At 46.9% G+C, this 15,365-nt stretch carries 14 protein-coding genes; 4 read left to right on the top strand and 10 right to left on the bottom strand.

Going from position 1 to position 15,365, the window contains the following annotated elements:
* The first annotated feature begins 116 nt into the window (after nucleotides 1-116).
* Complete coding sequence (locus L8G48_RS04755) at nucleotides 117-842, top strand: ABC transporter ATP-binding protein (protein ID WP_248263465.1); 726 nt, start codon at nucleotides 117-119, stop codon at nucleotides 840-842.
* Nucleotides 835-1,572 (top strand): ABC transporter permease, encoded by a 738-nt coding sequence (locus L8G48_RS04750; protein ID WP_248263464.1) that lies wholly within the window; start codon nucleotides 835-837, stop codon nucleotides 1,570-1,572. Before L8G48_RS04755 ends, L8G48_RS04750 begins: the two co-directional genes overlap by 8 nt.
* Before the next feature lie 119 nt (nucleotides 1,573-1,691).
* On the opposite strand, the gene ybaK is transcribed toward L8G48_RS04750, so the two are convergent.
* Nucleotides 1,692-2,159 (bottom strand): Cys-tRNA(Pro) deacylase, encoded by a 468-nt coding sequence (ybaK, locus tag L8G48_RS04745; protein ID WP_248263796.1) that lies wholly within the window; start codon nucleotides 2,157-2,159, stop codon nucleotides 1,692-1,694.
* A 64-nt stretch (nucleotides 2,160-2,223) separates the two neighbouring features.
* Between ybaK and L8G48_RS04740 the strand changes: the two genes are divergently transcribed.
* Nucleotides 2,224-4,218, top strand: a complete 1,995-nt coding sequence (locus tag L8G48_RS04740; protein ID WP_248263463.1) for a methyl-accepting chemotaxis protein — start codon at nucleotides 2,224-2,226, stop codon at nucleotides 4,216-4,218.
* A gap of 105 nt (nucleotides 4,219-4,323) precedes the next feature.
* Here L8G48_RS04740 and thrC read toward each other — a convergent pair whose 3' ends face one another.
* The 8 genes from thrC to L8G48_RS04700 form a co-directional block, all read right to left on the bottom strand.
* Nucleotides 4,324-5,601, bottom strand: coding sequence for a threonine synthase (gene thrC / locus L8G48_RS04735; RefSeq protein ID WP_248263462.1), 1,278 nt, complete (start codon nucleotides 5,599-5,601; stop codon nucleotides 4,324-4,326).
* A complete protein-coding gene (gene thrB / locus L8G48_RS04730) occupies nucleotides 5,592-6,572 on the bottom strand; it encodes a homoserine kinase (protein ID WP_248263461.1) in 981 nt (326 codons plus the stop codon). Before thrB ends, thrC begins: the two co-directional genes overlap by 10 nt.
* 13 nt (nucleotides 6,573-6,585) lie before the next feature.
* The gene (thrA, locus tag L8G48_RS04725; protein WP_248263460.1) at nucleotides 6,586-9,036 is read right to left on the bottom strand and encodes a bifunctional aspartate kinase/homoserine dehydrogenase I; all 2,451 of its coding nucleotides are present in this window, start codon (nucleotides 9,034-9,036) and stop codon (nucleotides 6,586-6,588) included.
* Nucleotides 9,037-9,335: 299 nt separating this feature from the next.
* On the bottom strand, nucleotides 9,336-10,385 hold the full coding sequence (lplAB, locus tag L8G48_RS04720; protein ID WP_248263459.1) for a lipoate-protein ligase LplAB: 1,050 nt from the start codon (nucleotides 10,383-10,385) through the stop codon (nucleotides 9,336-9,338).
* Between the two features lie 87 nt (nucleotides 10,386-10,472).
* Nucleotides 10,473-10,787 (bottom strand): HigA family addiction module antitoxin, encoded by a 315-nt coding sequence (locus L8G48_RS04715; RefSeq protein ID WP_248263458.1) that lies wholly within the window; start codon nucleotides 10,785-10,787, stop codon nucleotides 10,473-10,475.
* Nucleotides 10,788-10,994: 207 nt separating this feature from the next.
* The gene (locus tag L8G48_RS04710; protein WP_248263457.1) at nucleotides 10,995-11,324 is read right to left on the bottom strand and encodes a hypothetical protein; all 330 of its coding nucleotides are present in this window, start codon (nucleotides 11,322-11,324) and stop codon (nucleotides 10,995-10,997) included.
* A gap of 80 nt (nucleotides 11,325-11,404) precedes the next feature.
* Nucleotides 11,405-11,668, bottom strand: coding sequence for a hypothetical protein (locus L8G48_RS04705; protein ID WP_248263456.1), 264 nt, complete (start codon nucleotides 11,666-11,668; stop codon nucleotides 11,405-11,407).
* 32 nt (nucleotides 11,669-11,700) lie between these two features.
* On the bottom strand, nucleotides 11,701-12,507 hold the full coding sequence (locus L8G48_RS04700) for an alpha/beta fold hydrolase (RefSeq protein WP_248263455.1): 807 nt from the start codon (nucleotides 12,505-12,507) through the stop codon (nucleotides 11,701-11,703).
* 142 nt (nucleotides 12,508-12,649) lie between these two features.
* On the opposite strand from L8G48_RS04700, the gene L8G48_RS04695 reads away from it, so the two are divergent.
* On the top strand, nucleotides 12,650-14,278 hold the full coding sequence (locus L8G48_RS04695) for a hypothetical protein (RefSeq protein WP_248263454.1): 1,629 nt from the start codon (nucleotides 12,650-12,652) through the stop codon (nucleotides 14,276-14,278).
* 183 nt (nucleotides 14,279-14,461) lie between these two features.
* Here the strand turns inward: L8G48_RS04695 and L8G48_RS04690 are convergent, their stop codons facing one another.
* Nucleotides 14,462-15,358 carry a DUF6694 family lipoprotein gene (locus L8G48_RS04690; protein WP_248263453.1) on the bottom strand — a complete coding sequence of 299 codons (897 nt, stop codon included), beginning with the start codon at nucleotides 15,356-15,358 and terminating at the stop codon, nucleotides 14,462-14,464.
* Between the last annotated feature and the right edge of the window lie 7 nt (nucleotides 15,359-15,365).

Below are 15,365 nucleotides of genomic sequence, written 5' to 3'. Positions count from 1 at the left end.
CCCAGTCGGGAACGCACCAGTGACAAATGTCATTGTGAATCGGTGACATAAGCCACTGCCCGTCCGGATGACTGTTGGCTAAACTCGTTTCAACGATGAATCCACAGGAATTTATAATGGGTCAAATCAATCTCGACGTACAATTTTTGAGTAAAACCTACGGCTCTAAAACGGCGCTTACTGACGTCAGCCTTACCGCTTATGCCGGCGAGGTGCTTGCTGTACTCGGAAAAAATGGCGCCGGTAAAACCACCTTAATCAATAGTATTCTTGGTATGCACAATTACACGGCTAAGCATTTAGAAGTTCTGGGCACACCGCTTAGAAACCAACATCGACCACTAAACATACGCCAGCGTATTGGCGTTATGATGCAGCTTGGCACCCTGAACGCTAATTTAACAGTCGCTGAACAGTTGGCTCTGTTTTGCAGTTACTACCCCGCCGGTACTACCGGTGAATTACTACAAGAGCAGTTTGATTTAACCGCTATTGCGAAGCAGCGTTTCGGTAAACTCTCCGGAGGGCAGCGCCAGCAGGTACTCTTCGCTATTGCTGTCGCCGGTAACCCCGACTTACTGTTCCTTGATGAACCAACCGTCGGTATGGACGTTGAAGCGCGCCATGGGCTTTGGCAGCAGATTAAGCAGCGTCGACAACAAGGCTGCGCTTTAGTTTTGACCACGCATTACATTGAAGAAGCAGAACGCCTCGCCGATCGTGTCGCCATTCTGCGGGAAGGACGGATTATTGCACAAGGAACTGTCAGCGAGATTAAAGGCAACTATAGCTCTCTGGAATCTGCTTACTTACAACTTATTCGGGAGCCCGCTCATGCTTAATCGTGCTATTTACTTCAAAGAAAGTCGTTATGATTTGCTCAGCTTATGGCGCACGCCCGCATTCTTTTTGCCGGCCATGTTATTCCCACTCGTGTTTTACGTATTCTTCGGCATTGTTTTTAATTTCAGCGCCGCACAAGGCGAGTACATGTTGGTGTCCTACGCCTGCTTTGGCATGATGGGGCCTGCCTTGTTTAATTACGCCACGGCGGTTGCCAGCGACCGCGCGCATGGCTGGCTCACGCTCAAACGAGTTTCACCGATGCCGCTTTCAGCCTATGTGGTGGCCAAGTTCTTTAGCAGCCTGGTTTTTGCCGCGTGCATCGCGCTGCTGTTGTTTATTACTGCCGCTGTTTTTGCCGGAGTGCAGCTGTGGTTATGGCAATGGACCCTGTTATTCATCGTATTATTGATTGGTACCCTGCCGTTTGCCTTAATTGGCTTATTCATGGGGCTTTGTTTATCTGATAAAGCAGCACCGGCAGTGGTTAACCTGGTTTATTTACCGATGGCATTTCTATCAGGCCTATGGGTACCCATTCAGTTTTTACCTGACACGGTTAGCTACATCGCTTATGCGTTACCCTCATACCATTACGCTCAGCTTGCACACGCTGTTATCGGTACAAGCCTGGGGCAAAGCCTATGGCTACACCTGCTTTACTTAGTTGCGTTTTGTGGTGCGATGCTTGCCGTCATTTATTGGCGTTATCAGCGGCTTTCCCGATAAAAACAGAAAGGCCGACCCACTGGTCGAACTATAAGATTCGTTCGTTAACGGGCAGTGGCTGCGGCCGTGCCGAAACGCTGAATATTGCCCAGCCGGTTAAAAATGTTACTGCCCAGATATTACTGACTTATCTCAATAAATTCAGCCTTCAGCAAAGTCCTTAAATCTTCAGGGTTTAGCTCCATGTCCAGGCCTCTGCGTCCGGCACTGATAAATATCGAAGAATGGTCCCTCGCGGAGGCATCAATGACGGTTCTGAGACGCTTCTTTTGGCCAAGCGGGCTTACGCCGCCAAGAACATAACCCGTAGCGCGTTCCACATCACTTTTAACCGCCATGGTCGCTTTTTTTGCCTTTAACGCTTTAGCCATCAACTTTAAGCTCAACATTAATGAAACCGGAATAATAGCGACCGCCAGCTCTTTACCATCGAGGCTCACAACTAGCGTTTTGAATACTTGTTCCTCGGGAACGCCCAGTTTTTCAGCCGCTTCATGACCATAAGATTCACTCGCCGGTTCATGGCTATATTCATGCACCTTAAAAGAAACCTGGCTTTTTCTTGTAAAATCAATTGCTGGAGTCATTGCACTTTTTAACATCTGTGTTAATACTTGTTATAAGTTTACCTTATTTTCGGGATTAGCTTCTATGACCAAAGCAACGTTAATGATTCGTCAGCAAATCAACCTTGGGTCTGTGATAGTCTTGGTATTGGCTATGGCTGTCATTTTCGCCGTTGTAGAAATGAAGGTGAAACCTGAACTTATTTCTCAACAGAAACAACAGATATCGGTCAATCAAACCGCATTGTCCGACTTACTCACAGCTCGCCTGGGTCAAATCGAGCTACTGACAAGTACATTAGCCTTAGCCGCTGCGGAGCTTCCCAAAGAGGAAAGTTTATTTAAGCGGCTTTTCCCCTCTATTATCGATAACCACGGCGACTCAGCTATCTCCGGCGGCGGTATCTGGCCTGAACCAGGAGCCTTTACTGAAGGTGTCCAACGGCGCAGTTTTTTCTGGGCGCGTACTGACAGTGGCATAGAATATCTGGATGACTATAACGTCGCCGGCGGGTCCGGCTATCACAATGAAAGTTGGTATCAAGCGGGTGAAGGAGCCGCTGTTGATAGCTGCAGTTGGTCAGAAGCTTACATTGACCCCTTTACGAAGACCCCCATGGTTACTTGCACTGTTCCTATTCAGGAGAGCAACCGTTTCGCTGGGGTAGCCACAATAGACATGATGCTTGATGGTATCACTGAAATATTTGAACAATACGGAAAAGACAATGAAGGTTATGTCTTTGCGCTCGACTCAGCGGGCCAAATGATTAGCTTCCCGCAATCTTCCGTTCAGATAGTAAAAGGCGACGATTCCCTCATGACCGCCAGTGAACTGGCGAACAAAGCAACATGGCTAAAAGAGACTCTGAATACGGCAGTTAACCTTCAGGGTACGGAGACAATCGAGCTGGAAGAAGACGCTATTTTAGATGAAGCCGCACACGTTGACCTGATAAAACACCCACAAACGGGTTGGACCATTGGGCTGATTGTACCGAAAAACAAAATGACTGCGGTGGCTCAGGATATGGGGCTTTTCCTGATGCTGGCTATTGGCGCTCTGCTGCTGGCCGTTGGTATTCTTGCGGCGTTCTTTTTCCGTAACCTACTGGCTAAAATACAGCAAACAACCGAGCAAATTTTAGGACTCGCTAGCGGCGGCAATGCGCAAGCTCTGGAAGTTGGCACAATTAATGAGATAGGAGAATTGCGCCAGGCGGTTAATGCCTACGGCAATAAGCTAAAAGCCTTGCTGGACGAAATTCATAATGAATCCAATAGCCTGGTTTACGACGCCGACAAACTCAAAAACTTCAGCGATGAGTTTTTGAATAAAGCCAACAGTCTCAGCGATGAAAACCACACGCTGGCTGCGTCAACCGAAGAGCTGGGCGCCAGTTCTCAGGAGGTTGCTAACTTCGCTGATGAAACCAAAGCCACGGTGGAAAGTATTCATCAGGACGTACTAAATAGTGGTCAGGAAATGGCTCGTGCAACGGCAACCATGCAAACGTTGGCTAAAGCAATTGCCGATGCCCAACAGAACATTCTGAAACTGGATGAAAACAGTAAGCAGGCTAACGGCATGCTGAGCGCTATTCGCGATATTGCCGAGCAAACCAATCTGTTAGCGTTAAATGCCGCAATTGAAGCCGCCAGAGCCGGTGAGAGTGGTCGTGGCTTTGCGGTTGTCGCGGATGAAGTTCGCAACCTGGCCTCTAAAAGTCAAAGTTCTGCCGTAGAAATTGAAGCCATACTCAACCAGTTACAGCTGGGCTCTAAAGAGTCTGTTTCTTCCATGGAGCATGGACAAAGCCAGACTAACAATGCCGTTGAGTTAACTGAATCAACATCAGCACATCTGCAACAAGTGGTTGAAGCCTTCTCGCAAATAACTGAAAAAGCGACTCAGATAGCCGAAGCGTCCCGCGAGCAACAAAAAGTATCGGGCGAATTAAGTCAGTTTGTTAATCGACTGCAAGCGCTTACAGCCAGTAATGCCGATGATTCTAATCAATTGAGTCAAATGAGTGAAAAAATTGATGCCATTGCCAAACGGTTAAATGACATGAATTAGCATAAATGGCTCCTGAATGGTTGTTATCAAGCTGCAGTTAGTCGTCGTCGCATCGCTGGAACAGCATGAAGAGAACGCGTTACAGTTGCGCGATGCGACAGAGCGTTAACGCAACTGCAACAGACGCTTGCGCAACTGTTGATAATCTGCCGGAATACGCTCACTCAAACTGTCCTTTTTCTGGCAAGCCGCTAATACCCCCGGCAACTCAATGGTTTTACCCAGTATTTCTTCAACCGATTGCTTAAACTTGGCCGGATGTGCCGTACCTAAAAAAACACCCACCTCGTTGTCGGCTAAGTCACGCTCTAAGGCTGAGTAAGCAACCGCAGCGTGCGGCTCACTGACATAACCCAGTTTGTCCAGAGCCCGTAAAGCGGTCTCAGTATCGGCTTCTGTGACCGAATACGCATGAATGTCACTTCTGGCAATGAGTCCGCGCGTAAGCATCGCTTCTATTCTGGGCCAGTTATTTGGCTCGCTGATATCCATCGCATTAGATAACGTTGCCTGTGTCGGTTTGCCTTGCCAATACCCTTCATTCCAGTAGCGAGGAACCGTGTCGTTGCTGTTTGTAGCGGCTATTATACGTTTGAAAGGTAACCCCATTGCTTTCGCTATCAGACCCGCGCATAAATTGCCGAAGTTTCCGCTGGGAACCGAAAAGACAATCTGCTCGCGGCTATCCGGCGGACACTGCGCAACCGCTTCAAAGTAGTAACACACCTGCGCCAGCAAGCGACTGATATTGATTGAATTGGCCGAATTCACATGCAAAGCAGAAACCACTTCCTGGTCATCAAAAACCTGCTTAACCAGACTCTGACACTGGTCAAAATCGCCGTCAACGGCCAGTGTCAGGATATTATCACCCAGCGTAGAGAACTGCTTTTCCTGCAAGGCACTGACTTTGCCTTCGGGGTAAAGCACCACCACCTGTATTCCCGGCTGTTTATAAAACGCATCAGCCACAGCCGCTCCGGTATCACCCGAGGTAGCGGTAACAATGGTTGTTTTTTCAAGCTCGCGTGCCTGCTGTATCGCTTGTGCCATAAAGCGCGCGCCAAAGTCTTTGAACGCCAAAGTCGGACCATGAAATAATTCTAAGCAGTAAAGGTTGTTTTTGACTGACTGCAGCGGTGCCGCAAAGGTAAACGCCTGTTCAACCAGTTTGCCAATAACAGCGTCGCTGAGTTCGTCGCCTATCAATGCCTGCATAATACGTTGGCTGCGCTGTTGAAAAGGCATCGCGAGCAAATTGTCGACGGGCAGTTGAGGAAAACTCTGAGGGAAAAATAAGCCCTGCTGCTTACCTAAACCAATTTGCACCGCCTGTAAAAAACTGACACTTTGTTCAGCAACCTTAAGATTCGTTAAACGCATAATGACGACCCCGGTAATGATTCAATTTGACGCGCTCCAAGTTCGCTTACCTGACAAATATGCGTCATCGCATCCTGGTTCTTACTGTAATGCTGAGCCAGATAACTGGCACACAATTGCGCTTGCTGGTCATTGGTGCACACCGCAAACAGGGTTGGTCCGGCGCCTGAAATACCCACATGAGCAATATTATAAACAGCCAGATCTTTACGCAACTGAGGTAGCTCGGGCATTAACGCAATACGTGCGGGTTCTGCAACAACATCCTTTAAAGCAGCCAGAGCATCGGCTTCATCCCCCGTGTATAGTGCACTGATGAACCGGGCCAGTTCACCAGCAAAAGCGACGCTGTCTTTCAGCGTTAGCTGCTTTGGCATCACTTCCCGTGCGGCTTTCGTCGATATTCCTGTGCCAGGATAACTCACCACCAGACGCCAGTGTCTGAACCACGGCAACGCCCGGGTTTTAGCCGCGCTGTCCGGGATAATAAGCTGCAAACCACCGTGCAGCGACGGAACCACGTTGTCATAGTGCAAGCTACCGCTGACCGACCCTTCAACCTCAGCCATGAGCCGTAACAACTGCGTTTGGTTCAACGGGTGTTGAAAATAATCGTTAAACGCATACAAAGCCACCACCACCGAACAGGCGCTTGACCCTAAACCACTGCCAACCGGCAAACGTTTTTCAAGATGCAGCTCCAGTTCGGGCAAATTGAGTTCGGGTTTGACCTCAGCCACTTTGGCTTTAAAAAGACGATAGCCCTGTATAACCAGGTTATCGGTATCCGCTACGGGCAACTGATGCTGGTAGCGCCCACTGCAGGTCAGCGAGGTTTGTTCTGAATGACCTTTAATGTGCAAAATATCACCCAACCACTCACCCGATACCGGCTGCAACGCAACACCGATTAAATCAAAACCGACACTCAGATTGCCCGTAGATGCCGGCGCAAAGTAACTTTTCATCATGCTCTTGAGTTCCTTAGGCACTTTGCTGCCACGATAACGTCCGCATTAAATCGCTGAACACGCCCGCAGACGTGACTTTTGCGCCAGCACCATAACCCCGTAAAATAAAGGGTTTAGGCTGATAGTAATGGGTGTGGAATGACAACGCATTTTCGCCTTCTTTAACCTGAGCCAAGGGATGACTCTGAGGCAATGCTTTTATTTTTACCTGGCACTTTCCATCATTGATCTCTCCGACATAACGTAACACTTTATTGTCATCACGGGCACTTTGAACCCGCTCAGAAAAAGCGCTGTCGGCTGTCGGTAGCTTTTGCATAAACTCATCGACTGAACCTGAGGCATCAAAGTCTGCAGGTAATACCGATTCAATATCAATGTCACTCAGTTCAAGCTGTAAGCCAGCTTCCCGCGCCATGATCAAGAGCTTCCGCGCCACATCCATACCCGATAAATCATCTCTTGGATCAGGCTCTGTAAAGCCTTTTTCTTTGGCTTGCGCGGTAACTTCGGACAAGCTCAGTCCCTGCTCTAACAGACCGAAAATATAAGACAAGGAGCCCGATAAAATACCCTCAAAACCCACCAGCTCGTCACCGGCATTCAACAAGCCCTGTAAAGTATCTATTACCGGAAGCCCGGCGCCAACGGTCGTTTCGTATAAAAAACGTCGATTTTGAGACTGAGCCGCTTTACGCAGTTGTTGGTAATACTGCATGCTGCTGGTATTAGCTTTTTTATTCGGAGTGACCACATGAAAGCCTGCCGACAAAAAGTCGGCGTACTGCTCTGCAATGGCTTGTGAACTGGTGCAATCAATAACAACCGGGTTAATCAAATGCTGCCGTTTGACAAAATCACTGACCGATTGTAAAGAAAACGTATCAGTGGCCTGCGCCAGTTGCTCAGACCATTCGTTCAGCGCTATTCCGTCGCCACTCAACAAAAACCGACGACTGTTAGCAATACCATAAACGTTCAGCTTTACGTTACGTTTTTTTAAGAAGCTCTGCTGCACTTCAATTTGTCGCAACAATTCGCTTCCTACCGTTCCGCAACCCACCAAAAACACATCGATACTGGGAATATGAGTGAAGAAGTTTTCATGGCAAACGTTGACCACGTCCTGACACAGCGATTGTGACACCACCGCTGAAATAGAGCGCTCACTGCTATCCTGAGCAATAGCAGCAATATTCGCCCGAGCCTGAGCTAAAGACGCAAAAAACTTAGCGGCCAGTCCGCGTTGATTACGCATTCCATCACCCACCAGACTGACAATAGCCATATGCGGCGTTATTTCTATTGGCCGCAGCAAATTCGCGTTCAGCTCCAGCTCAAATTCACTCTGCAAGGCGAGCTGAACGGCTATTACATATTCTTCAGCAACACAAAAACTAATACTGAATTCGGACGACGACTGAGTGATTAGGTTTAACGAAATGGACGCCTTTGCCATGCTGGCGAATACCCGACTGGCCATACCAACAACCCCTTTTAAACCAGGGCCGGAAACCGTCACCAAAGCCAACCCCTGCAAACTGGAAATGCCTTTTATCAGTTGCTCCGGGTTACCGGCTCTATCAATGCGGGTTCCGGCTTCATCGGGCTGCAGGGTGTTTTTGATAAAACACGGGATCTGAAATTGCGCCAGCGGCCCTATGGTTTTTGGGTGCAGTACTTTTGCGCCAAAATAAGACAGCTCCATCGCTTCATCGTACGACAATGCGCCAATAAGCTGTGCATGCTTTACTTTTCTGGGGTCAGCACTGTACACGCCATTAACGTCAGTCCAAATTTCGCAGCATTCCGCCCGTAAAACAGCAGCAACAATAGCCGCCGAATAGTCTGACCCGTTGCGACCCAACAGCGTTACACGACCGTCTCTGTCACTGGCAACGAACCCAGCCATTAAATAAATTTGCGCAGATTGTTGCTCAACGAGGTGAGTAATTTGTTCGGCTGAAACCGCAAAATCCAGATCCGCCTGCAGGCAGCCCTTATCGGTACGAAAACATTGCTCAGAAGACAGCGTAGCAACATTCAAATGTTCAACTTGTAAAACCGAATTCAGCAATGCAATGCTAAAGCATTCTCCACAACTCATAATTTGTGCCTGAACAGGCTCAGGGCACTGCTTAATTAACTTCACTCCAGTCAGCAGACGATCAACCCGTTCAGCTTGCTGTTTCACAACGGTTTCTAAAGCGTCTTTGTGCGGCCCGTCCGGAAACGCATTCAGGAAACTCTGATACACCAATTGCCAGCGGGTAAACTCAGGCTGGTAGTTGTCTCCACAAGCCGCAAGTTGGGTCATTTTTACAAGACAATTGGTTACCCCCTGCGGAGCCGACAGAACCACAACCAACTGTGTCGTCTTACTTTTTTCTTTAATAATATGAGTAACTTGCTGCACACGTTGCCAGCTGGCTAACGACGACCCACCAAATTTAACGACCTGCATGTACCTGTCTCCTACTGTTCACTGCGTAAAAAAAAACCCCGGGCTGTTGGCCTCGGGGTTTTTATCCACACCACAACGGCCATCATTCGGGAGGAATAATGGTGGTCATGATTAGAGTCATTTCTTTTCGGTTCATATTCATAGGGGATATTCGTATCCTTTATTTAACCTCAGGTCAAGGTTTATACAAAAATACTTCATCAGTCCGTAAAATATAGCTAAATCTAATAGGTTGGTATAACAGGGTTTTCTATCACTGTCTGGGGATAACCTTTACACACTGACAAGTCTTGCCATGCTCAAACTACCTTGTATAACCACTCTTCCGTCAAATATTTATTTTCCACGAGTGCTTTGGCTGACGATAACTCTTGTGGCAAATAGTCACCAACCTGGGTTTGATAAGCTTGGGAAAATTGGTTCATAAAAGCATCAATAATGGCTGTTCTGGCTAAACCGGTTTGGCTACGCATAGGGTCAACTCGTTTGTTCGCACTGGTTATGCCCTTATCAGAGAGCTTTTCACGGCCAGTGCGTAATACCTGCTGCATCTTGTTGGCATCAATGTCGTAAGCAAGGGTTGCATGATGCACGACAACACCATTAGCAAAACGCTTTTGTGCTGCCCCACCTATTTTTCCTTGCGCAGAAGCTATGTCATTTAGTGGTTTGTAATACGCTTTGATACCAACTTCGGCTAACGCCTCCAACACCCAACCATCTAAAAACTCATAAGACTTTTCAATGCTCATGCCGTCAACTAATGAGGTAGGCACCGTTAATGAATATGTAATGCAATTACCCGGCTCCATAAACATAGCGCCGCCACCTGTCGCTCGCCGCACCACTTGTACGTTAGCCTCTTTGGCAGCAGCCATGTCCACTTCATTTTTTACCGACTGGAAAGAACCGATAACCACCACCGAATCATCCCAGTCCCAGAATCTGAGCGTTGGTCCACGCAAACCGTTAGCAACCGAATTTGCCAGCACTTCGTCTAAAGCGGCATGTTCTGCTGCGGGCAATGTCACTGGCGGAATAAGGGTAAATTGATGGTCCAGCCAGCTACTCGCCTTACCTAAGGCTCGTCGTACTGCAGTAGCAATAGCTTCCGCAGAAAACCCGAACATCATGACATCTTCATTGAGGGCGTCTTTAATTGCAGTAACCAGGGTTTGGTAACTGGAGCTTTCAGGTAGCCCGGTTAAAGCCTCGTTAATACAGGTTAACGCGGAGTCTGGCTCTAAGAAAAAGTCACCGGAAATACTGACTTCACTGAGGCAACCTTGCTGTAACTTAACATCAGCAACCACCAGCTTACCGCCTGGTACTTTATATTCTCCGTGCATTATTACCCCTGGCTAATTTAAACTAAAAGACAAATTCCGCTATATACCATACTCATGGTCAACTAATGGGCGCTGCGCAGTCAACAGTTACGCTCGGTCGCCGAATTCTGAAGCTGAATTCCAGGGTCGAATATTTCTAAGCTCATATTTCAGTTGTTCTTGCGCCACCTCAGTGTCATAAGCGACCTGAGCCCGCAACCAGTAACCATTAGATAAACCAAAAAAACGACACAGTCTAAGATCGGTATCAGCGGTAACAGAACGCTTACCTGCAATAATTTGCCCTATCCTCTGCGCTGGGACACTTATTTCCTTCGCCAAGCGATACTGAGAAATGCCCATCGGCTCGAGAAATTCCTCTTTTAGTAACTCACCGGGCGTTACAGCCGTTACTTTACGCATGAACTCCCCCCCCCCTAATGATAATCGATTATTTCGACGTCTTTCGCACCAGCGTTAGTCCATAGAAAGCACAACCGAAACTGCCGGTTAATACTCATGATAACGCCCCATTAATAACGCAAGGCGTTATTATCTCTATTTGATTAGCTGAGGTGTAATTTTCAAATTTTTTCTTCCAGTATCGCTCGTTGATAAAGCCCAAAACGCTCAACCTAAAAATCGCAGCACACCCATTACCGAACCATATACAAAAGAACCAATGGATTTTGATCGTCTTCGCTCAAGCAATTCAGGAATAACTAAGTGACCATTTTTCTCGAGCTTCGCGCGCCATATAATGAGGGACAAAACTTTGAGTCGGTATGTTTCGTCCGAAATGGTCACTTTTAATGTCAAAAACGGAATAAAAAAGAGCAGCCGACTGTAAATCACCTCATTGTTGGATGTAATGAGAAAGCGGCTTGTAAGGCGATCATAAGAGACCGTTATTTTCTGGCTTTCCAACTGATGAGTCTGTTGCTGCTTTCTTTTAAACATGAGTTACATGCTCACCTATAGTTACTTAATTGCTTCTGAATTTTTTAATTAATCGATACCACACCAAGCGTGGCACACTTTTAATTGCCAACCCCAAGTTTGCGCTTTTGCATATACGAAGCTAAAGCGGCAGCGTCCGCATGACCACTCTCGTTAAGTGCTGAAAAAACACCTTCCTGATCCGCCACTTTACGATGTTGCCCTAACTTTTCTTTGGCCTGAATTTCATCAACTAGTATTTTAAAACCGACAACAGCCTGGCGGAGTTTTGACTGATAGTCCGGCGGCATAACATCCTGGGCATCGAGAAGTTCAGGTTCGTATTTCTCAACCAGCGTATTCATAGCCTGCTCATTCTCCTTATCACTTAAGGAAATCACAGTCTATCCAATAACTTAATTAATTCGCTAACGACTAACTCAGGCTCATCGTCCTGAACAAAATGCCCACTCTTATTTGTCAAAACGGCCTTCCCTTGAGGAAACTGCTCAGCCCACTCGCGCTGATAGTGCCCCCAGAGTCGACGCCCTTCGCGACTCTGGAATACAGTTGGCGCCTCTTCCGGTACTTTAACGCCCGCTATCAAAGTTACCGGTATGTCACCAATTTCCGCAAACCCCGGGATTGTCGATTTATCCCATATGACATCCAGGAAGCACCACTTGCCCTCTCCCGCTGCGTAATCGTTTTGCTTAATTTCGTCAATTTCCTCTTGCCCATTGGCAGGATTCAGCTGAGTAACAATATCGACATCGCGAGGGATTGCCGGTTCAACCATGAGCATGGCTTTGACATCACCGGCATGAGTGGTCGCAAAATTACGCGCCGTTATTCCACCAAGAGAGTGTCCAACATAAACAATAGGCCTTTCGATTTTTAATTTGGCAAGCAGCTGATCAACCTCATCCACATAATCTGAAGCGCTTCGTTGTCCTTGGCAGGCGCCTGAGTTGCCTTCGCCTAAACGAGAGAATCGAACTGCGGTAATCTCCGCAGACAGGTCAGTCCATATTGAGTCCCAACCCGACATTCCGGATAACGCACCAGCATCAAATAACACGACAGTGTCGCCACCGCCTTTCATCTCATATTCGATAGAGCCGCCATTCACTTCCAGCATTTCTGACGCCGCTACGTGAAAAGTGAGTAGACTCAACAAAACAATACCGGCTAGTTTTAACACATTATTTCCTTATTTTAAGATTGCCAAGCCAAGGCTAAAACGGGAATTCAACAAAGGCTTCAAAGCCGAGAATATCACGCATTTCTCTATTATTTGGTATAATTCATTATCTTATAAAACAGTCATTAAACAAGGATGTCAGATGCAACTTCTGTCACGCAAAGCCGTTCCAGTTCTCATCGGAATAATAATTGTCGCTATTAGTGTAACGGCTCTTTTGCCCGAGAAAACAAAGTTTCTCCGTTTTGAAGCTAATGTCGGTAAAACCGAGCAATACCGTTTAGATATGCGTACGCGAATACTAGATATAAACAACCGGGACTGGCAAATATCAGACACAGCATCGCTGCATAGTATATTACATTACCGCGTAGATAAGACGGACTCTGATATTAATGTCCGAGTCGTTCCCCAGGCACTGACATTTTCGTTTAATGAGAGCGTTCAGTTCAGCAGCTCAAACCCTAAACGCAATTTGGAAAAACCGGTTAGAAAACTGATTTCGTCAGGATTCGACCAGACGATGAACCGGAAAACGGGAAGAACAACAGTAAGCGCAAAACAAGAGAACCGTGACCTTCATGAAGAAAGCAGACAACTGGTAGAGCAATTGCAGCAAGTTATCCTGTCTCCGGTTGTTAACTGGGCTCTGCCGATGGTTGAAGGGAAATCGGTGACTCTTAATAGTTTTCAAAATATCCCCTCGTTAGTTCTCAAAGTTGATAGCATTGATGAAAATAGCATTACTGTTGATATTACCAAAGAGACCAAAGCCCCGGCGGATGCCCTGCCAGTGATGGGTCACGACCCCAGCCTGAAGGTAAGGTGGTCAGAAGTTAACGGCCGTATGCGCATTAGCCGCGACGACGGCTGGATTGAAAACTTAGTACTGATTACAACTCAGAAAGCCGTCACAGGAAGCCCCTCCAAAGAAATTGATACGACACTCGTATTAAGGCGAAAAAGCGAACTGGTAGTTGGCTCCACGGATGACTTTCTGGCTCCTTTTGAAATGGCAACTTTCCTCGCTGAGAATAGCGGTTCATATGAGCTCTCTATGAGCTCTACTGGTGAGCCGCCAGATTTTGACTTTGTTGGTGACCCTGTTGCTCATACCGAAACGGCATTCGCCATTAACCCAAAGGACAACAGCTTAGAGCTGGAGCTTGATTTTGTTGGACCCAAGGACAAGGTTATGGGTGGATTAACCGCCATCAACTCCCTGACTCTAATGGACAAACAAGGCAATAAGCTCAATATTCCTATGATGCTTAGATCAATAGAGCCCAATTACTCTGGGGCCAGCGAGATGAACATTTACTTAGTTCCGCTTGGCTGGGAGAAAACTGACCTGAGCAACATATCCAGCATAACGGCAGTTATGGACTACATGCCTGCGGTAGAGCCTATTCCTGTCACGCTTCCGTTAGCCAAAGATGTTACTAGTATTCAACAAAAAAATGCGCAAGCGAGCGCAACCCCAACAGATGAAGGCTGGATTATTGCAACAAGATCCAGCGATCGCTCTTATTATATTCTTGATCAATACGCCGACTACCCGGGATCATCCGGACGCTGGAGTGACAAAGCTTTTCATGACTTAAAACCATCAACAGAGTTACAACTGCGCCGAGTAGACGCTCCCGAGGCCTGGTATCAGCAGTTTGTCATTAAAGGTAATAGCGACAAGTTTCCTTTAACATACTATCAGGAACCACCAGAGGCAGAAGTCAGACAAGTAAAGCTTCATTTTGCGAAAAAGCCGTTTTGATTTAACACGGCTTTACTTTACCTCAACGGACACCTGCAGCCTCGGCTTTATATATTTGAAGAAGCCGAGGCTGGCACAGTTACTCAAAGACGCTCTGCTCGCCTAGATTATTTGCTCACCAGACCAGAAGTTAAAACGGAAATACAATCAGGCTAATGAACATAGGAAATCTATCGCGACTATTTATTCGAGGCCGTATTTACGTTTTAGCGCTAGCAGCCTGTCGGTATCTAAATCTTCAACTTGAGAGTACTCAAGCAAAGTCTCGCCCTCGGGCCCCACGCTCACAGCAATGCTTTCTACAATAAACTCAAATCCCTTATCTGAACTGACATCCAGGGGGTTCCTGAAAATAGAAGACGACGGAGTTATGGCCCATGTAACTCGCTCAACACCGCCAGGTTCAAGCCCATTTGGCATAGGGTAAACAAACACTTGTTCGAAAAAAGGAAAAACGCTCGCTGAACTAAAAACAGTCACTAGCAGCTGCACAGAATATATGGCGCGTTCTGTACTGTTTTTAAAAGTAACATCAAATACTGGTACGCTATCTCCGGCATTATAAAAAATGTAGTCGTAAAACATGACGCCAAAGTTTTCAATCTCGTCATTTCTTTCTTGATTGCGACGAGTAAAGTCATAAGAGGGGGTAAACTCATAAAGCTCATGAGCCATTATTTCTATTTGTTTAAGCTCATTATTAATATCAATTTGAGCTTGCCGGGCCAGATTTTTTCTTTCAAGCCGTAAAAGCTCTTGTAGCTCGCGAACTCTCGTTGCCTCAGCAAATACTTCATCCGCTGTTTTTCCACTAAGCTCGGTGTGCATCTGCTCTGCAATACGTTGGAGTTCAGCATTTTCTAACGACGTGTTTTTTTGCTCCAAAACTTGATTAACCAGAAGCTTTAGGGCTTCATCAAACTCCGTTTTTCTCGACTCAGGAACGGTTTGTCGCACCTGCTGCGAAGATGACCTCAACCGCTCTTCCGTTGAATTATCGAGCTCAGGCTCAGGCTCAGGCTCAGAGCAACCCAGAATAGGTGATATTAACAAGACTATTAATACGAACCGAATCCACATAATGCTA

Source organism: Idiomarina aminovorans (assembly GCF_023155095.1).
GTDB classification, from domain to species: domain Bacteria; phylum Pseudomonadota; class Gammaproteobacteria; order Enterobacterales; family Alteromonadaceae; genus Idiomarina; species Idiomarina aminovorans.
Note: the sequence above shows the minus strand (reverse complement) of the source record. Positions and strands in the feature narration are given on the sequence as shown.

Bases quoted from the DNA above. Each gene is read 5' to 3' on its own strand.
- L8G48_RS04755 (WP_248263465.1), top strand. From the start codon at position 117: ATGGGTCAAATCAATCTCGACGTACAATTTTTGAGTAAAACCTACGGC.
- L8G48_RS04750 (WP_248263464.1), top strand. From the start codon at position 835: ATGCTTAATCGTGCTATTTACTTCAAAGAAAGTCGTTATGATTTGCTC.
- ybaK (WP_248263796.1), bottom strand. From the start codon at position 2,159: ATGACTCCAGCAATTGATTTTACAAGAAAAAGCCAGGTTTCTTTTAAG.
- L8G48_RS04740 (WP_248263463.1), top strand. From the start codon at position 2,224: ATGACCAAAGCAACGTTAATGATTCGTCAGCAAATCAACCTTGGGTCT.
- thrC (WP_248263462.1), bottom strand. From the start codon at position 5,601: ATGCGTTTAACGAATCTTAAGGTTGCTGAACAAAGTGTCAGTTTTTTA.
- thrB (WP_248263461.1), bottom strand. From the start codon at position 6,572: ATGATGAAAAGTTACTTTGCGCCGGCATCTACGGGCAATCTGAGTGTC.
- thrA (WP_248263460.1), bottom strand. From the start codon at position 9,036: ATGCAGGTCGTTAAATTTGGTGGGTCGTCGTTAGCCAGCTGGCAACGT.
- lplAB (WP_248263459.1), bottom strand. From the start codon at position 10,385: ATGCACGGAGAATATAAAGTACCAGGCGGTAAGCTGGTGGTTGCTGAT.
- L8G48_RS04715 (WP_248263458.1), bottom strand. From the start codon at position 10,787: ATGCGTAAAGTAACGGCTGTAACGCCCGGTGAGTTACTAAAAGAGGAA.
- L8G48_RS04710 (WP_248263457.1), bottom strand. From the start codon at position 11,324: ATGTTTAAAAGAAAGCAGCAACAGACTCATCAGTTGGAAAGCCAGAAA.
- L8G48_RS04705 (WP_248263456.1), bottom strand. From the start codon at position 11,668: ATGAATACGCTGGTTGAGAAATACGAACCTGAACTTCTCGATGCCCAG.
- L8G48_RS04695 (WP_248263454.1), top strand. From the start codon at position 12,650: ATGCAACTTCTGTCACGCAAAGCCGTTCCAGTTCTCATCGGAATAATA.
- L8G48_RS04690 (WP_248263453.1), bottom strand. From the start codon at position 15,358: ATGTGGATTCGGTTCGTATTAATAGTCTTGTTAATATCACCTATTCTG.